This is a genomic window from Streptomyces sp. bgisy130 (assembly GCF_057708345.1).
This window is the reverse complement of record NZ_JBYISA010000014.1, coordinates 18,967-35,846: the sequence shown is the minus strand read 5'-3', so window position 1 is coordinate 35,846 and position 16,880 is coordinate 18,967. Positions and strand designations below refer to the sequence as shown.

General features: G+C 68.7%; 9 protein-coding genes. 5 read left to right on the top strand and 4 right to left on the bottom strand.

Annotated elements, in window-relative coordinates; genetic code table 11:
* Positions 1–26 precede the first annotated feature (26 nt).
* Both AC3EUV_RS19860 and AC3EUV_RS19855 read right to left on the bottom strand, forming a co-directional pair.
* Positions 27–1,811, bottom strand: a complete 1,785-nt coding sequence (locus AC3EUV_RS19860) for an ABC transporter ATP-binding protein (RefSeq protein ID WP_435603467.1) — start codon at positions 1,809–1,811, stop codon at positions 27–29.
* On the bottom strand, positions 1,808–3,550 hold the full coding sequence (locus AC3EUV_RS19855) for an ABC transporter transmembrane domain-containing protein (RefSeq protein WP_435603466.1): 1,743 nt from the start codon (positions 3,548–3,550) through the stop codon (positions 1,808–1,810). Before AC3EUV_RS19855 ends, AC3EUV_RS19860 begins: the two co-directional genes overlap by 4 nt.
* Before the next feature lie 439 nt (positions 3,551–3,989).
* Here AC3EUV_RS19855 and AC3EUV_RS19850 point away from each other — a divergent pair, with 439 nt between their 5' ends.
* The 5 genes from AC3EUV_RS19850 to AC3EUV_RS19830 all read left to right on the top strand — a co-directional run bounded on the left by AC3EUV_RS19850 (position 3,990) and on the right by AC3EUV_RS19830 (position 9,319).
* Complete coding sequence (locus AC3EUV_RS19850; protein WP_432142960.1) at positions 3,990–4,142, top strand: hypothetical protein; 153 nt, start codon at positions 3,990–3,992, stop codon at positions 4,140–4,142.
* 56 nt (positions 4,143–4,198) lie between these two features.
* Entirely contained in the window at positions 4,199–4,402 is a 204-nt protein-coding gene (locus AC3EUV_RS19845) for an MbtH family protein (RefSeq protein WP_432142961.1), read from the top strand.
* Between the two features lie 163 nt (positions 4,403–4,565).
* Entirely contained in the window at positions 4,566–5,654 is a 1,089-nt protein-coding gene (locus AC3EUV_RS19840) for an amidinotransferase (RefSeq protein WP_488187979.1), read from the top strand.
* Positions 5,655–5,873: 219 nt separating this feature from the next.
* Entirely contained in the window at positions 5,874–9,062 is a 3,189-nt protein-coding gene (locus AC3EUV_RS19835; RefSeq protein WP_435603464.1) for an amino acid adenylation domain-containing protein, read from the top strand.
* Between the two features lie 2 nt (positions 9,063–9,064).
* The gene (locus tag AC3EUV_RS19830) at positions 9,065–9,319 is read left to right on the top strand and encodes an MbtH family protein (RefSeq protein WP_435603463.1); all 255 of its coding nucleotides are present in this window, start codon (positions 9,065–9,067) and stop codon (positions 9,317–9,319) included.
* Positions 9,320–9,378: 59 nt separating this feature from the next.
* Here the strand turns inward: AC3EUV_RS19830 and AC3EUV_RS19825 are convergent, their stop codons facing one another.
* A complete protein-coding gene (locus tag AC3EUV_RS19825) occupies positions 9,379–10,926 on the bottom strand; it encodes an amino acid adenylation domain-containing protein (protein WP_435603462.1) in 1,548 nt (515 codons plus the stop codon).
* A gap of 67 nt (positions 10,927–10,993) precedes the next feature.
* Positions 10,994–16,840, bottom strand: a complete 5,847-nt coding sequence (locus AC3EUV_RS19820) for an aminotransferase class III-fold pyridoxal phosphate-dependent enzyme (RefSeq protein WP_435603461.1) — start codon at positions 16,838–16,840, stop codon at positions 10,994–10,996.
* Positions 16,841–16,880 lie beyond the last annotated feature (40 nt).

Sequence of the window (16,880 nt, the reverse complement as noted above, 5' to 3'; positions counted from 1 at the left end):
CCCCCCGGCCGGCTACGAGTGGCGCCTCACAGCCAGCTGGACCAGAGCCGGGCATAGGCACCGTTCTGCACGATCAGGTCCTGATGTGACCCGACCTCGACGATGCGACCGTCTTCCACGACGGCGATGCGGTCCGCGTCGTAGGCCGTGTGCAGCCGGTGCGCGATCGAGATCACGGTCCGGCCCTCCAGCACTGCCGCGAGCGACCGCTCAAGTTGCCGGGCCGAACCCGGATCCATCTGGGAGGTCGCTTCGTCGAGGATCAGCACCCGCGGATCCGCCAGAAGCAGACGGGCCAGCGCGATCTGCTGGGCCTGGGCATCGGTCACTTCTTCGCCGCCGGTGCCTACCGCGGTGTCCAGCTTCTCCGGGAGAGCGGCTGCCCATTCACCCGCGCCGACCGTCTCCAGAGCTCTCCAGAGTGCGGCGTCATCGACCTCCGCCGGTGCGTCCCGCACCAGGCTGGAGGCGGACAGTTCGAGATTCTCCCGAAGCGTGCCGCCGAAGATGTACTGGTCCTGGCTCACCAGTACGACGTGCTTGCGCAGGTCATGAGGGGAGAGCTCATGAATCGGGGTGCCGGCCAGCTTGACGTCGCCCTCGCGCGGAGGGTGGATCCCGGACAGCAGCCGGGCCAGCGTCGATTTGCCGCTTCCGGTCGGCCCGACGATGGCGATCCGCTCGCCGGGACGCACCCCGAGGTCGATCCCGTGCAGGACGTCGGGTCCACCGTCGTAGGCGAACCGGACATCGTTGGCTGAGAGGTCCGCGGAAGCGAGGGTGTCGTGCCCGGCGGCCTTCTGCCCGGAACGGGTGTCCGACTGCTCGGACCGGGTGTCCGTGACGCCGAGCAAGCGGGCCAGCGACGCGCTGCCCTGCTGGAGTGTTCCCACCCAGTCGAGCAGTGTTTCCAGGGGGAACATCAACTGAAGGATGTAGAGGGTCGCGGCGGTTACCTGGCCCAGGTTGACCCAGCCTTGGGTGTAGGCGTATCCGCCGAGCAACAGGGCGACGGCCAGCGGCAGGGTGAAGAGGAACTCTTCGACCGAGTAGAGGACGGTCCGAAGCCGCAAGGTGTACCCGACCGAGTCGTACCAGGTCTGGGTGTCGTGCTCCGCGCGGCGGACACGATCAGCCTCCAGGCCGAATGCCTCGACGGTGGCCGCACCCTGGATGGTCGCGTCCAGGCCCTCGGTGATGCCGGAGGAGGCCGCGGCTTCGCGCAGGAAGCCGGAGCGGGCCCGGGCCAGGTACCACCGGTTCACCACCACCAGGGGCGGCAGGATGATCAGGAGGGCGAGCGACAGCACCGGCGACACCAGCAGGAGGGCGCCGAGGCTGAGGACGATCCACACCAAGGACTCGACGACCTGGGGTACGGCCAGCTGCATGGCACTGCGCAGCGTGTCCGTGTCCTTGGAGGCACGCGTCACCAGGTCGCCGTCGTCGGCCCTTTCCACGACGGCCAGCGGAAGCGCCAGCACATCATCGACGAACTTCTCGCGGATCTCGGCCTGGACCGTCGCGGCAAGTCGCCCCGCTGCTCGAAAGGCGACCCGAGTGAGGAATGCCTGCACCAGGATGAATGCGGTCAGCACGGCCGCGATGGCCGTCACGCGGCCCGTGGTCGTGCCGTTTCGCACGTCCTCGACCAAGTCGCCGAGCAAGCGGGGGCCGACCAGCCCGCTGCATACGGCTATGCCGTACAGAGCCAGCATGCGTGCCAGCTCTTTCTTGTGGTGGCGCGCCACTTGCCAGAGAAAACGGCGGACGAATTTCGCGTCGGCGACCGGGAGTGTGCGGACCTTCATGTCCCAACCTGTGAGGAATCGTCACGCGCCACCAATATGCGGTATGCCGGGTGACTCTCGAGTAGTTCGTCATGGGTCCCAGCGGCGACCACGCGGCCATCCTCCACGTATGCGACCTGCTGCGCTCGCTGGAGCAATAGCGGACTCACGGTGAACACGACAGTGCCTCGCCCCTCCGGGAGAGTTTCGTGGAACTGAGCGAGATTCTCTGCCACTCGGTGCTCGGTGTAGGCATCGACGGCATTGGTCGGCTCCACGAGTACTGTGAATTCGCTGTCCGCCAGCAGCGCCCTGGTGAGTCTCAGACGCTGGAGCTGACCGCCGGAGAAGGTCCTGCCGCGACCCGTCATCCGGGTATCGAGACCTTGGGGGAGGGCGTCGACGATGTCCGTCGCGCAGGCGAGGCGAAGGGCAGCGGTGATCTCCTCCACGTCGGCTGTTCCGGCCGGGGCGATCTCCTCTCGCACCGTACCCGCGAAGAACCGGTCACTGTTCAGGCCCAGCAGGACCCGTGACCGCACCACGGATATCGGCAGCGACGACAAGGGTGTGCCGTCCAAGGCGGGATCGCCGGAGTCCTCGAAGCGACTCAACCGACGGGCCAGGGCCTCGGCTTCGGCGGCGTCGGCACAGGCGACTGCCATGAACGTCGACGGTGGGACGGTCAGTCCTGAGGCGCTGTCGACCAGGTGCGCTTTGCCGCGGGGGTTCGGAACGGGGGCCGTCACACCGGTCGTTTCGCTGTCCCGGGGATCGAGATTCAGCAAGGTGGTCACCCGGCGGGCGGCCACCAGCGCCCGGGTGATCTGACTCGTGCCCTCCATGAAGTCGTTGAGCGGCATGGCGAGGAACGTCGCGTACCCGTAGAACGCGATCACCTGGCCGATGGTCAGGCGCTGATCGAGTGCGAAGAGCGCCGCCGTGTACGTGACGATCGCGGTGACCAGACCCGGCACGAGGACCCGCGATCCCTCCAGGTCCGCTTCGGCGCGCGCTACATGCACATCCGCGACCCGCAACTGTGCCGAATCGACGCGAAAGCGCGCCGCGAACTGCCTTTCGCCGCCCACTCCCCGGAGCACGCGCAGCCCCGAAGCGATATCGACGGCGCGTCCCGCCAGCCGTCCCTGAAGAGACCGGTAGTCGTCCTGGTGCCGGTGCAGAGGGCGCAGGAGAAGGCTGCTGAGCCCGCTGAGGACCGGGACGGTCACGAGAACCAGGAGTCCGAGGGGGACCGAAACCGTCAACATGGCCACGGTGACCGCTGTGACGGCTGCGACGGCACCCAAGACCCGGCCGGCGTAGAGCAGGCCGACGCCGATGGCGGTGACATCCGATGTGCTGGTCGCTATCAGATCGTCGGTGTCCTGTCGTCGCGACAGCGATGCACCGAGCCGCGTGACGTGTCGCGTCACCATCCGCATGGTCAAGCAGCCCGACACTGTGCGGGTGATGATCGAATGCCGGTAGAACGCGATGCCGGACGCCGCCCTCAATACGCCGAGCAGAAGGACGGCCAGCGACCACCGGACCAGTTCGCCACTGTCATCGCGGGCGATGCCCTGGTCGATCGCCCGGCCGATCGCGGCCGGAATCAGGGCCTGCGTGGTCATCCATAACGCGGAGGTCAGCGCACCCCAGAGCGTGGCGGCCTTCTGCTTGCCGATGAGCGCGAGAATGAACCTGGCAGCCGACCGATGTTGGAGTCCTTCAGGGCCAAGCGCGGGAATCCGTTGCATGATCGAGGGCTTGATCCCTTCGGGGGCCGATGCGGAGCACTCATGAGACGTTCTCGGACGGCGCCGGTCAGGGTATCGACTGATCGTCCGGCCCCGCAATGAGTTGGTAACTACTCAGGACTGTTATCAGGACTGTTGAGCGCCTTTCGTCGGTGACGGGCGCCGGGTTCGCTGCGCCGGTGGTGCGACCGACGGCGGTGTGCGCCCGCACGCGCACCACCCCTTCGGTGCACACCGCGCTGACGTGGTGACTCTCAACTGCCTATTGACACCCGTAACTTGACCTTGATGAAGTAGTCCGGCTGTAGGTGGCGGTACCGGGTCACATCGGGCAGTTCAGAACGACCAGAACGCCCACCGCTGAATTCGGTCATCCGCCATCAACACTCACGGGGAGCGGGGGCAGATCTTGACACGCTGCGATAAGCCTTGCACGGAAGTGCCGTCCCCCGACCTCGGTGTCGAACGCTTCACGTTCTTCCATGGACAGCCGATCCGTCGGCCCACCGCATACGGCGAGGCCACCACACCGCACATGATCCTCGTCGGCATGGGCGACGAAACCGACCGGCAGGCGGTCGCCGTCGCGTGACGGACTGAACCGCTCGTCGCCATCCAGGTGAGCTGAACCGACGACGGAAGGCAGCCATGTCAGAGACCGACGACCGCTATGTCATCGTGCGCAATCACGAAGACCAGTACTCGATCTGGCGTGCGGGCCGGGAGATCCCCGCGGGCTGGGAGCCGGTCGGTGAGCCGGACACGCGGTCCGCCTGCCTGGACCGCGTCGGCGAGCTGTGGACCGACATGCGTCCGGCAAGCCTGCGAGCCCTCATGGACCAAGGGGCCTGAAGTGCCTGGGGTGACCTCTGAGCGCTTCTGCGACCAGACACGCGGCGATCCGGACCGTACGGGCTCAGAGCCGAACACCACCGCGTAAGGGCGCGCGCCCATGCGCATCCGACTGCATCTCATTCCGACTGCATCTCCTTCACCCAGCCAACGGAGGATCGATATGCGTGAATCAGAGGTCCCGACCGAGTCTGCGAGCCCGGTCAGCGCCTACAACGAGTGGGATCCGCTGGAGGAGGTGATCGTCGGCATCGTTGACCATGCGCACTTCCCGCCGTGGCACGTTGCGGTCGGTGCACCCCTTTCACCGGAACAGCGGGCCGTATTCCAGGAACGTGCCGGGCAGCCGTTCCCCGCCGACCAGATCGCCGCCGCGCGTGACGAACTCGACCAACTTGTCGACGTGCTGGAAGGCGAAGGAGTCACCGTCCGCCGGCCCGAGCCGCAGGACCACGGCCGCTCGTACGGTGCGCCAGGCTGGTCGAGCGCCGGCCTGTACGACGCGATGCCCCGGGATGTGCTGCTGGTCGTCGGCGAGGAGGTCATAGAGGCGCCGATGGCCTGGCGTTCGCGCTACCACGCGGCGTCGGCGTACCGGCCGCTCCTCAAGGAGTACTTCCGGCAGGGAGCCCGGTGGAGCTCCCCGCCCAAGCCTGATCTTCCCGACGAGCTGTATGTGGCCGACTGGACCGATCAACCGGAAGGGGAGCCGTTCCGCTCGGTGATCACCGAGTTCGAACCCACCTTTGACGCGGCCGACTTCATCCGGTGCGGCCGCGACATCTTCGCCCAGCGCAGCCACGTCACCAACAGGTTGGGCATCGAGTGGGTCCGCCGGCATCTCGGCGCGGAGTACCAGGTGCACGAGCTGGAACTGGCCGACGACCACCCCATGCACATCGACGCCAGCCTGATGCCGCTGGCCGAAGGCAAGTTGCTCATCCACCCGGACCGCGTGCCGGAGGTGCCGAAGATCTTCAAGGACTGGGAAGTACGCACGGCGCCGAAGCCGGTGATCCCGGACGGGCATCCGCTGTACATGACCAGCAAGTGGATCAACATGAATGTGCTCATGATCGACGAGGAGCGGATGATCGTGGAGGCGCAGGACGAGCCGATGCGCCGCCTCGCCGAGAGCTGGGGGATGGCCGCGATCCCGTGCCCGTTCCGGAATTTCAACAGCTTCGGTGGCTCCTTCCATTGCGCAACTGCCGATATACGGCGGCGCGGTGGCCTCCGCTCCCATTTCTGAGTCCGGAGACCGGGCGTCGATGACGGAGTTCTCCGGGGCTTGCCGGATACCTCAGGTCCTCGGCGGCTGACCACGTTTCACTTGACTTGCCGTATGCGTGAAAGACGCGTCTTTGTGTGTGCTTCCCTCAGCCGGACGGTCTCCTGCCCTTCCCCTGCCAGGCCGTCGTCCCTTGTGCATGCCCCCCACCAGCATCCTTGATCCAGAGGTAGGAGATTGATGCCCGGTCCCTGCGTTCCTCACCTGGTCGAAGCGCAGGCTTCGCTGACACCGGATGCCGTTGCGGTCGTCTGGGACGGCGGCACCCTGACGTACCGCGAACTCGACGAGCGGGCCAGCCAACTCGCCAACCTGCTGGCCGCCAGCGGTGTCCGGCCGGAGCGTCTGGTCGGCGTCACCATGAAGCCGTCGCCGCAGCTGTTGGTCACGATGCTGGCGGTGTGGAAGGCCGGCGGCGTGTATGTGCCCGTCGATCCGTCACTGCCCCGCGGCGTCGCCGAAGCGATGCTGGCTGACGCCGGAGTCACCCTCCTCGTCCGGAACGGGCCGGCCACCGTGAACATTGCGGACGTACCCGTGCTGGACTTGGACGGGCTCGACCTGTCCGGTCAGCCGAAGAACGGTCCGGCGCCCGCCCTCGATCCGGCCAACCTCGCCTACTGCGTCTTCACCTCGGGCTCCACCGGCAAGCCCAAGCCGGTCGCCGTCACCCACGCCAGCATCGCCAACCACGCCGTGTCCCTCCGGGACGAACTGAAACTGGCGCCCAAGGACCGGGTTCTCCAATTCACCTCGATCGCCATCGATGCCGCGCTGGAGGAGATCCTGCCCGCGTGGGCCGCCGGGGCCGCTGTTGTCGTGCCCGACAAACGCCGGTTCACGAGCCTGGAGTTCACCGGTCTGATCGACCGGCATGCCGTGACGGTGGTGAGCCTGCCCAGTGCCTACTGGCACCAGTGGGTGGACGACCTGACCGCCGGATTGGTCCGTCTGCCTGCCTGTGTGCGCATCGTGTTCATCGGTGGCGACAAGATTCTCGTCGACAAGCTCGCCGCCTGGTTACGGATCCCTGGAACGGAGTCGGTCGACTGGATCTCCGACTACGGGCCGACCGAAACCACGATCAGCGTGACGCTGCACCGCCCGGACGGCGTCGAGATGTCCGGCCCCGACCGCTCCGACCACGCGCTGGTGCCCCTGGGCCACCCCTTCGCGAACTCCGTGATCTACCTCTTGGACAGCGATCTGCGCCCGGTGCCGGACGGCACACCGGGGGACATCTGGATCGGCGGCCCGCCGCTCGCCCGCGGGTATCTCGCCGCCCCCGCTGCCACCGCCGACCGCTTTCTGCCCGATCCCCAGGGCCCTCCCGGTGCGCGTATGTACCGCACCGGCGATCGCGGCAGCCGCCGGAGCGACGGGACCCTGGTCTTCCTCGGACGCTCCGACCGCCAGGTCAAGATCCGCGGGCACCGCGTCGAACCCGGCCAGGTGGAGAGCGCCGTACTTCGCTGCGCAGGGGTCAAGGACGCGGTCGTGGTCGCCACAGAGGACCCGCCGGCCGGATCCCGCCTCGTCGCCTACGTCGAGGCCGAGGCCGGGGTGTCCGAGGCGGCGATCCGCGCCGACCTCACCGGCCGCCTGTCCGACGTCATGGTGCCGCACACCATCGTGCTGCTGGACCGCATCCCGCGTTCGCCGCTGAACGGCAAAGTGGCCCCCTCCGCGCTTCCACCGGTCGCGCCGACGCGGGCCGACCGCACCGACGGAGCCGGGATGACGACGCTGGAGCGCGCCCTCGCCTCCCTCGTCGGCGATGTGCTCGACAGCCCGCCCAGCCACAGCGACGAGGACTTCTTCGCGGCCGGAGGCGACTCGCTGCGGGCTTTGCAGCTGCTCAGCCGGGTCACCGAGGTGACCGGCGTCGCGCTGACCTTCGAACAGTTGCGGGTGGCCCCGACCGTCGCCGGGATCGCGGCCCTGGTGAAGCGGGAACACGGTCGCAGCGCCTCGGACGGCACGATCGTGCGCAGGGACGACCACGGCGACCGACTCCCCGCCTCGCGCGGGCAGCAGGCCCTGTGGTTCCTGGACCGAGTGCACCGAGGCGCGCCGGCCTACGCGATTCCGGTCTGCTACCGGATCCGGGGGCCGCTCGACGTTGCTCGCCTGGACGCCGCGCTGACCGCGATCGTGGCCCGTCATCAGGCGCTGCGCACCGTGTTCGAGGAACAGGACGGCAAGGTCTGGCAGCGGATCCGGCCCGCAGGCCCGGTACGTACCGAGACGGCTGTCGTGACCGACCTTGACGAGGCGTCCCGCAGGGCGGCGGAGGAGGCGGGGCGCCCGTTCGATCTGAGCACCGGCCCGCTGCTGCGGTCGGCCTGCTTCCGCGTCGGCGCCGAGGAGCACCTGTGGCTGCTCAATGTGCACCACGCGGTGTTCGACGCCTGGTCGCTCGCAGTGTTCTGGCGTGAATTCGCCGCGCTGTACACCGGTCGGCCGGTGCCCGAGCCGACCACCCAGTACGCCGACTACTCCGCCTGGCAGGAGCGTTGGCTGGGTGGCGCGGAAGCGGACGAGCAGCGGGCCTACTGGCGCGCACGGCTCGCCGGGGACCGGCCGGCGATCGAACTGGGCTCCCGACGCGGAGCCGGGGGACGCGCCGGTACCGAGGGATTCGCCGTGGAGCTGCCGTCCGACGCCGTCGATCCGGCCGCTGTCGAGCGCATCGCCCGCGGGTGCGGGACCACGGCCTTCGCCGTGCTGCTCGCGGCCTTCTTCGCGACGCTGCGCCGGACGACCGGCGTCGACGAGGCGGTGATCGGCGTACCGGTGGCGTGCCGCAACCGGCCGGGCACCGAGGCCCTGATCGGGTATCTGGTCAACACGGTCCCGCTGCGGATGGGCTTCAGCGCGGGCATGCGCTTCCGCGAGCTGATCGCGCGCACCGATGAGGCGCTGGCGGAGGCGCTGACCAACCAGGAGCTGCCGTTCGCCGAGGTGGTGGACCAGGCACGGCGCGGCGGGGCCGGGCACAGCCCCATGTTCCAGGCGATGTTCTCGCTGCAATCCACCCCGTTGTACGACTGCGGCGACATCGAGGGCCTCGACATCACCGAGCAATTCGTCCACTCGCGTACCGCGAAGGTCGCGCTGACATGGACCATGCGGCAGACCGCCGCCGGACTGACCGGCGAAGTCGAATACGCCGCCAACCGCTTCGACCAGACCTCGGCACATCGCTGGCAGGACGACCTGCTGACGCTGCTCACCGCCGGGCTGGCCGAGCCCGGTGCACTGATCGACAAGTTGCCGCTGTCGACCGCCGACGAGTCCGCCGAGCTCGCGGCGGTCGGTGACGCCGGGCCCGAGCGGCCTTCGCCGACGACTTCGGGAGGTTCGTAAGCATGCCGGTCGAGGGATCCTTCGGTGCAGGCGGCGACGAGACAGCTGTCGTCTACGACGTCGTGATCAACCACGAGGAGCAGTACTCGATCTGGCCCGTGGGCCGGCCCCTTCCGGCGGGATGGACGGCAGTGGGGTTCCGTGGCTCGAAGTCCCAGGCGCTCGACCACATCGAGAAGGTGTGGACCGATATCACTCCCTTGAGTGCCCGCCAGGCGACCGCCAGGACCCGGAAGCAAGAGTGGCCGTCCGCTTGAGCGTCATCGTGTGCCTCGGAAGGGATGCATGAACGCCGGCCGCGGTCCCGCGCACCGAATCACTTCAGCCCCGTCTGGTGCGAGAACAGTCCGGCCACCGCCGCCCGGTCAAGTTTGCCCGACGGTGTCAGGGGCAACCGATCGACCGCCCTGTACATGCGAGGCACCATGTAGGCGGGGAGCGAAGTTGTCAACAGTTCCTTGAGCGACGGGGCGAGTGCCTCGGAAGTGGAATCCGCGCACACCATGCAGGCGGCCAGTGCCGGACCCAGAGCGGTGTCCACCACACAGACCGCGACGTCGAGTACATCGGGGTGCGAGCCGAGGACGGTTTCGATCTCCCGCAGCTCGATACGGAATCCGCGGATCTTGACCTGGTCGTCGTCGCGGCGCACATATTCGAGCTCGCCGTCGGGTAGCCGCCGCACGATGTCTCCCGTGCGGTAACAGCGCACCATTCCGGAGCCCGGCCCGACCGGCAACTCGGCGAACCGCTCTTCAGTGAGGTCGTCGCGGTGGAGGTATCCGCTGGTCAGACCCGCACCGGACAGCCACAGCTCCCCGGGTGTGCCGTCCGGTACCGGCTTCCGCCCGGCGGTGAGCAGATGGACGCCGACGTGGGGGAGCGGTTGCCCGATGGGCGAGGCAGCGCCCGATCCGAGAGTCCCGGCGTCGAGTGCCTTGAACGTGGAGTGCACCGTGTTCTCGGTGATCCCATACATGTTGACCATCTCCGGGCCGCCCGGGCCGGCGCCGTCCAGGAAATCCCTGACGTCGTCGAGGTTCACGCTTTCGCCGCCGAAGATGACGTAGCGCAGGGGGAGTGGCGGATGACCGCTTTCGGCGTGCGCTTGCACGGTGTAACGGAAGACCGAGGGCACTTGGTTGAGGACGGTGATCTGTTGCTCCTGAACGAAGTCGATGAGCTCATCGGACAGCAGGACCGTCCGCGACGGGACGATGACCGCCGTCGCGCCCGTCGCCAGAGCTCCCCAGAGTTCCCAGACCGAGAAGTCGAAGCAGAGCGAGTGGAAGACCGCCCATCGGTCGTCGGCCGTGAACGCGAAGTGGGGCAACGCGCCCTCCAGCAACGCGAGGACGTTGCCGTGCGTGATCACACATCCCTTGGGCTTTCCGGTGGAGCCGCTCGTGTAAATGACGTACGCCGCGCTGTCGGCAGTGGGCACGGGTACGGTCCCACGGCTGACCACGGACACGGGATCGGCCGCCGGCTCCGCCGGGTCGATGAGGCGCCGGTCCGCCAGCCCGAGGCGCTCGGCGGTGGACCGCGCTCCGACGATGACCGAGAGCCGGGAGTCCTCGGCGATGAACCGGATCCTGTCCTGCGGATAGCCGGGGTCCAAGGGGACGTAGGCGGCACCGTGCTTGAGGATCGCAAGCAGCCAGATGACCGTCTCCGCGTCGCGTTCGACCAGCAATCCGGTCAGGTCGCCCGGGCGTACTCCGGCGCCGGCGAGACGGTCGGCCGCCAGGTCAGCAGCACGGTCCAGGTCGGCATAGCTCAGCTCCACACCGTCCGAGAGCAGGGCGGTCGCGTCGGGTGTATCGGACACCCGCGAGCGGAGGAGTTCGACGAGAGATTGCATGGCCCACCTGTCGACTTTTCGGAATCGGGTTCGGTCCCCGACGGCGAGGGGAACAACGGGGTCTCTCTCACGGTCGGCGCAGTTCTTCGAGCAGCCGGGCGGGAGCGGAGAGGACGTGCTCCAGTCGTTCCGCCAGCTGGGGCGCCACGGGTGCGAGGTCGCTGAACTCGGAGATCTCGGAGATCAGTGCCAACCTGTCGCGGTGTTCCTCGACGGTCACGCTCGCCGGCCACGGCATGGTCTCGCGCGGCAACATCATGGACGAGGCGGCGGCGCCGAACATCGTTCCAAGGTCTTGGTCCTCGTAGTTGAACGCGGTGAGGGCGGCCGGCAGTCGGCGGTACCGCTTGTTCTGGAGCACGCGGTACAGGCCGGAGGTGACCTCCGAGCTGCCCAGGATCTGCGCCTGGACTGCTTTCGCCACGTCGACCAGCGTGCTGTCGTCGGAGAGTTCGACGATCACCGGCAGCAGGTCCACGCCGAAGCCCATGAGGGGCTTGCGGGTGTGGCGGGGCTGTCCGGTCTGATGGGCCATCATGACGACCTGTGTGCTGCCGGTGAGCAGCGAAGACGCCACCGCCAGCGCTGACAGGGCCGCAGTGTGCATCGTGCATCCGCTGGACCGCGCCAGGTCGCGCAGGCCCGCGAGACTCTCCGGCGGGAGGGAATCCACCCGCGTGACGGGCTTCCAGGGTCCCGCGCCGTCGAGCAGCCGGGCCGATTCCCACGCCGCACCGAGCCGAGACCGCCAGAGGGCGTCATTCGCCTCGATCCGTGCGTCCTCGTCGTCGCGCTTCCACCGCGCGTACGCGAGGAAACTGGCGGGCTCGGGCAGGGCGTTGCCCGCCTCACCGCCCGTATAGCAAGCCGACAGCTCCGACCACAGGACGTTGAACGACCAGCCGTCGACGATCGCGTGCGGCGCGGTGGCCTGGAGGTACGCGGCTTCGCTCGTCTGGACGAGGTGGAAGCGGAACAGCGTGGGCGCGGACAGCTCCGTCGGCCGCATGACGAACCGGTGGAGAAGTGCCTCGACGTCGCCCGGCGACCCGTCGCTCAGGCTGCTGACGGTCAGTGCCGGAACGGCGCTCGCGGCGCAGTTCTGGGACACCCCGTCCTCATCGAAACCGGTCCTCATCGCCTCATGCCGCTGGGCGACCCGCTCGACAGCGCGCCGAAGCCGCTCCGGATCCAGTGTGCCCTCGATGCGCAGCACTTCGGACATCTGATACGACGCCCCCAGCTCACCACCAAGCTCACTGGCCATCCACAACAGCTTCTGGCCGTCGGTCAACGGGGCCTCGCCGACGACTGCCGAGGGCAACCTGCCGACGACTGCCGAGGGCGAGCTCTCGCCAACGACCGCCGAGGGCCGGCGCGCGGGAGCCGGCACGCTCGCCGTGCGGGCCTGGTCCCAAAGGCCCCGCGAGGCGACTTCCGCGGCGGTCTCGGCCACGGCGTCCACGATGCGTGCACAGTCCGCCTCGGTGTGCGCGGCGCTGAGGAAGCAGGTGCGCCCCTCCCACACGTAAATGCCGCGGTTGAGGAGGCCGAGAAAGAACATGTCCTCCGCCAGCGGGGAGCCGCCGACATTGATACGGAAGAGGGAGGTGAAGTGCTCGACGTCGAGAGGGAATCCATTGGCGGATGCGTGGGCGTTGATCCTTCCGGCCAGGTCGGCGGTCCGGTCGGACAGCGTCGCTTGCAGGCGGGGCGACTCCTTCTTGAGATGCCAGATCATCTGCTGCGCCACGGTCATGGTCAGCGGGTGTTTGCTGAACGTTCCGGCGAACACCATGCTCGGCCGTTGCGGGAACCCGGCATCGCCCTCCCGCCAGCGCCCACCGTCGATGGGTGCCATGAACTCCGCGTCGCCCGCGATGACCCCGATGGGCATGCCTCCGCCGAGGACCTTGCCGTAGGTGACGAGGTCCGGACGGACGCCGAAGTATGCGGCCGCGCCGCCGGGATGGCACCGGAAGCCGGTGATGATCTCGTCGAAGATGAGGGCGGCGCCTTGTGCCGTGGTGAGTGCGCGCAGGCGGTGCAGCAGTTCGACAGGTTGATACCCGGGGCGTCGGCTCTGGACCGGCTCGACCAGCACCGCGGCCAGTCGTTCGCCATAGGACTCCAGGACGGGGATCGCGGAGTCGTCGTACGGCAGGACGATGACGTCCTGGACCATCGACGCCGGCGTGCCCCGGCCGAGGCGTGTCGTCTCGCCCCGCTCACCGCCCGCCCGGGGCGCGACCAGCACGCCGTCGAACGTACCGTGGTAAGACCCCGAGAACAGGGCGATGACATCTCTCCCGGTCTTCGCGCGTGCCGCGCGCACGGCGCCCATGACCGCCTCGGTCCCCGAGGAGGTGAAGGCGACGCGGTCCGCTCCGACCAGCGACGCGATACCGCGGGCGACATCACCGGCGGTGGACGACTGAGGGCCGATCAGCAAGTCGGACGGCTCGAACGTGCGCAGGGCCGCCGTGAGCGGCTCCGACGCGTGCCCCAGCATGAGGACGCCGAAGCCCATGCAGAGGTCGAGGAACTCCTGGCCGTCGACATCGACGAAACGGGCGCCATCGCCGCGCACCCCGACCACCGGATAGCTCACCTCGCGGCGTCCGCTGCGGGAGGCCATCAGATTCCGCTGGTCCGCCAGTGCGAACCGGTCCTCCTCGGTGATGCGCTTCGACAACGGGGTCCGCCGGGCCCACTCGATCTCCGCCTGGAGCGGATCGGCGCCGTCGGCGGAGACGACCTGCCCGGACTGCCGGGGGACAGGGGTGGGGAGGGGCGCAGGACGCGGCTCCGGCACGGCGCTGGGGACGGGTGGGGCTGTCCGCGAGGGCCCCGGATCCACGGCGGCGGCAACCGACCGGCCGCTCGGTGGAACGACGCCCTTGAGGTGCTCGCTGACGCCGTCACACGAATCCAGGTCGACGAACAGCAGCCGTACGTCGATGTCGGTCCGGAACTCCGCCGACAGGGCGTCCGCGAGTTGAATGAGCAGGAAGGAGTCGTATCCGAGCTCCATGAAGGAGGTGCTGGGATCCAACTGCTCCGGCGTACACCCCACGAGCTTCGCGACAACTTGCCGAACCCCGCCCTCGATCCTCGCCACGTCGGCGTGCGACAGGTTGGGCACCGGAGCTTCCGCCGGAGTCTGATCCGTCAGAGTCTGAGACGCGGGAGTCTGATCCGCCGGAGTCTGAGACGCGGGAGTCCGATCCGCCGGTGCCGGGCTCGGCCGCCCGGAATCGGGAGTCGGCTCTGCTGCGTTCTGCATGGGCGGCTGCTCCTTCTGGGAACTTCGGTCGAACGCGTAGGTGGGAGCGTGGACGAGCACCGTGGGCGCCTCGGAGCCGCTGCCACGGCCGGTCCCGTCGGCTGTCACCGGGACGGGGTCCTGTCCGGCCGACCATGCCGCCGCCAGCCACCGGGCTCGGGAGACCGCGTCGTAGCCCGCCTGCTTGCCGGTGGTCATGGCCAGCGCGTCGGCGCCGAACGCCTCCCTGACGAAGGGCGTGACACCCGCATCCGAGTCCAGGACATAGGCGAGATCCGTACCGCTGACACGGAGCTTGGCCACGGCGTCGCCGAAACGGACCGTCCGGACCAGCTGGCTCGCCCAGAAGCCGGGATCGCGGGCCGTCTCCTCGTCCAGCCAGTCGCCGGTTGTCGGGGACATCAGCCGGAGGCTCGGCGACCGTAGGCCGACCTGGGACCAGGCCGCTGCGTACTCCGCGACGGAGTCCTTCAGGGCCACGCTGTGAAACGGGTGCGCGACGGGGACCCGGACGCAGGCGACGCGGTCGGCCCGGAGTCGGGCGGCGAGCGCGTCGAGGGCGGCCGTCTCACCGCTGAGCATGCAGTCCCGGCCGCCGGGCGCGATCGCCAGCGACACATCGGTGCCGAGGTACGGCGCGACGGATGCCTCGGCGAGCCGAACCCGGATCATCCCGCCCGCCGGAGCGCCCGCCAGTATCCGGGCCCGCTCCGAGAGCATCCCGGCGGCCTCGGTCAGGTCGAACACGCCGCCGACGACGCCTGCGGCGATCTCGCCCAGGCTGAAACCACACAGCGACTGCGGCCGCACGCCGTCGGCCAGCAGCGATCTCGCGATCGTCACGGACCGGACGAGTACCGCGAGTTCGGTGATGAGTGGTGCGGACGGGGCGTCGGAAGTGGTGCCGGACGCCCCTGTGAGGAGTGCTCGCACCAGGGGCCGGTCTTCGGCCGGCAGACACTGAAGCGCCTCCGAGAGCAGGTCTCGGAATCCGTCGATTTCGGATACGGCCGCCGTCAGGTCTCCCACCTGCCCCCCTTGGCCCGGGAAGACGAGGGCGCTGTCGTGGTTCCGCTTCGCGAGCCGGCTCCCGGTGCGCCATGTGGCGAAACCGTCGCCCCGCCTGGCGACCACGATCGCCTCTCGGTGGGGAAGGACCCGCCGGCCCACCCTCATCGTGTGGGCGAGGCTGCGCAGACGGTGCGGATTCTCAGCGGCGAACTCCGCCACGCGGTTCGCGGTCTCCTCGACGCTGCGCTTCGAGGCGGCGGTGACCGGCAGGACGCAGACCTGTTCGCGCGGTTCGTCGGGTGTCTCGGGGACCGGCGCCTGCTCCAGTACGACGTGCGCGTTGGTTCCGCCGATACCCATCGAACTCACCCCGGCCCGCCGTGGCTTCCCGTCGTCTGCCCACTCTCTGGGCCCATTGGGCACGAAGAGCCGGGCGCCTGCCGGTTTGATCCGAGGATTGAGTTCCACGAAGTTCGCCACCGGGGGGATGCGCCCGTGGGCCAGGACGAGTGCCGCTTTGATGAGGCCGAGGATGCCCGCGGCGGCGCCGAGATGGCCGAGGTTCGCCTTGGTCGCGCCGATTCCGCACGGCACACCTTCCGCGCCCAGGGCACGTTCGATAGCAGTCCACTCGACGACGTCGCCGATGGCGGTCCCGGTACCGTGCGCCTCCACATAGCCGATGTCGCGCTTGTCCACCTCCGCGGCGGCCAGCGCCGCACCGATGACCAGACTCTGCTGATGCACACTCGGCGCGGTGAACCCCATCTTGCGATTGCCGTCGTTGTTGATCGCACTGCCGCGGATGACGGCGTGCACGGCGTCACCGTCGGCCAGCGCCTGGTCCAGGCGCTTGATCACGACCGCACCCGCACCGCTTCCGGTGATGGTGCCGCCGGCGGCCCGGTCGAACGGCCGGCAATGGCCGTCGGCGGACCAGACGCTCCCCTCCTGGTGGTAGTAGCCCACCCGGTGCGGGAGTTCGATGTTCACCCCGCCGGCCACGGCCATATCGCACTCGCCGGAAAGCACGCTCTGGCCCGCTAGGTGCAAGGCGACGAGAGAGCTGGAACACGCGGTCTGGACCGTCAGGCACGGGCCACGCAGGTCGAGCGGATAGGCGATCCGAGTGGTCAGGAAGTCGTTGTCGAGAAGAGCCGTCCAGTTGATTGCCTCTGACAGCTTGAGCGGCCTCGCGGCGTCCCCGTACCGAGCGTCATCCAGGCGCTGTAAGACCGAAATCGGCGATGCACCACCGCCAGCGGCGAACAGCCCGATGTTCCCGGGATACCGCAGGGGATCGCAGCCGGCGTCCTCCAGCGCCTGGAGCACGACTTCCATCATGACGCGGTGGTTGAGGTTGAGCCCCTTGGCCTCACCGGCACTTATCCCGAACGCGGCGCTGTCGAACTCGTCGTATCCGTCCAGTGGAGCGGCCATGGGGACGTAGGTGTTCCGGACGGTCGGGTCCAGGCGGACGCCCTCCCGTCGGCGATCCTGCTCCCCGACCTCCACCATGCCCGTCGCACCCGCCTCGACGTTGGCCCACAGTGAGCGGTAGTCGGCTGCGCCCGGAACTCTGCATGCCATGCCCACAATGGCCAACGGCTCCCGCATCTGCCTCTCCTCACATGAATCGTCGTCGCCCCGCCCGGAA

Excerpts from the sequence above, each read along its gene's own strand:
- AC3EUV_RS19840 (WP_488187979.1), top strand. The coding sequence starts at position 4,566 with ATGCGTGAATCAGAGGTCCCGACCGAGTCTGCGAGCCCGGTCAGCGCC.
- AC3EUV_RS19845 (WP_432142961.1), top strand. The coding sequence starts at position 4,199 with ATGTCAGAGACCGACGACCGCTATGTCATCGTGCGCAATCACGAAGAC.
- AC3EUV_RS19860 (WP_435603467.1), bottom strand. The coding sequence starts at position 1,811 with ATGAAGGTCCGCACACTCCCGGTCGCCGACGCGAAATTCGTCCGCCGT.
- AC3EUV_RS19835 (WP_435603464.1), top strand. The coding sequence starts at position 5,874 with ATGCCCGGTCCCTGCGTTCCTCACCTGGTCGAAGCGCAGGCTTCGCTG.
- AC3EUV_RS19855 (WP_435603466.1), bottom strand. The coding sequence starts at position 3,550 with ATGCAACGGATTCCCGCGCTTGGCCCTGAAGGACTCCAACATCGGTCG.
- AC3EUV_RS19830 (WP_435603463.1), top strand. The coding sequence starts at position 9,065 with ATGCCGGTCGAGGGATCCTTCGGTGCAGGCGGCGACGAGACAGCTGTC.
- AC3EUV_RS19825 (WP_435603462.1), bottom strand. The coding sequence starts at position 10,926 with ATGCAATCTCTCGTCGAACTCCTCCGCTCGCGGGTGTCCGATACACCC.
- AC3EUV_RS19820 (WP_435603461.1), bottom strand. The coding sequence starts at position 16,840 with ATGCGGGAGCCGTTGGCCATTGTGGGCATGGCATGCAGAGTTCCGGGC.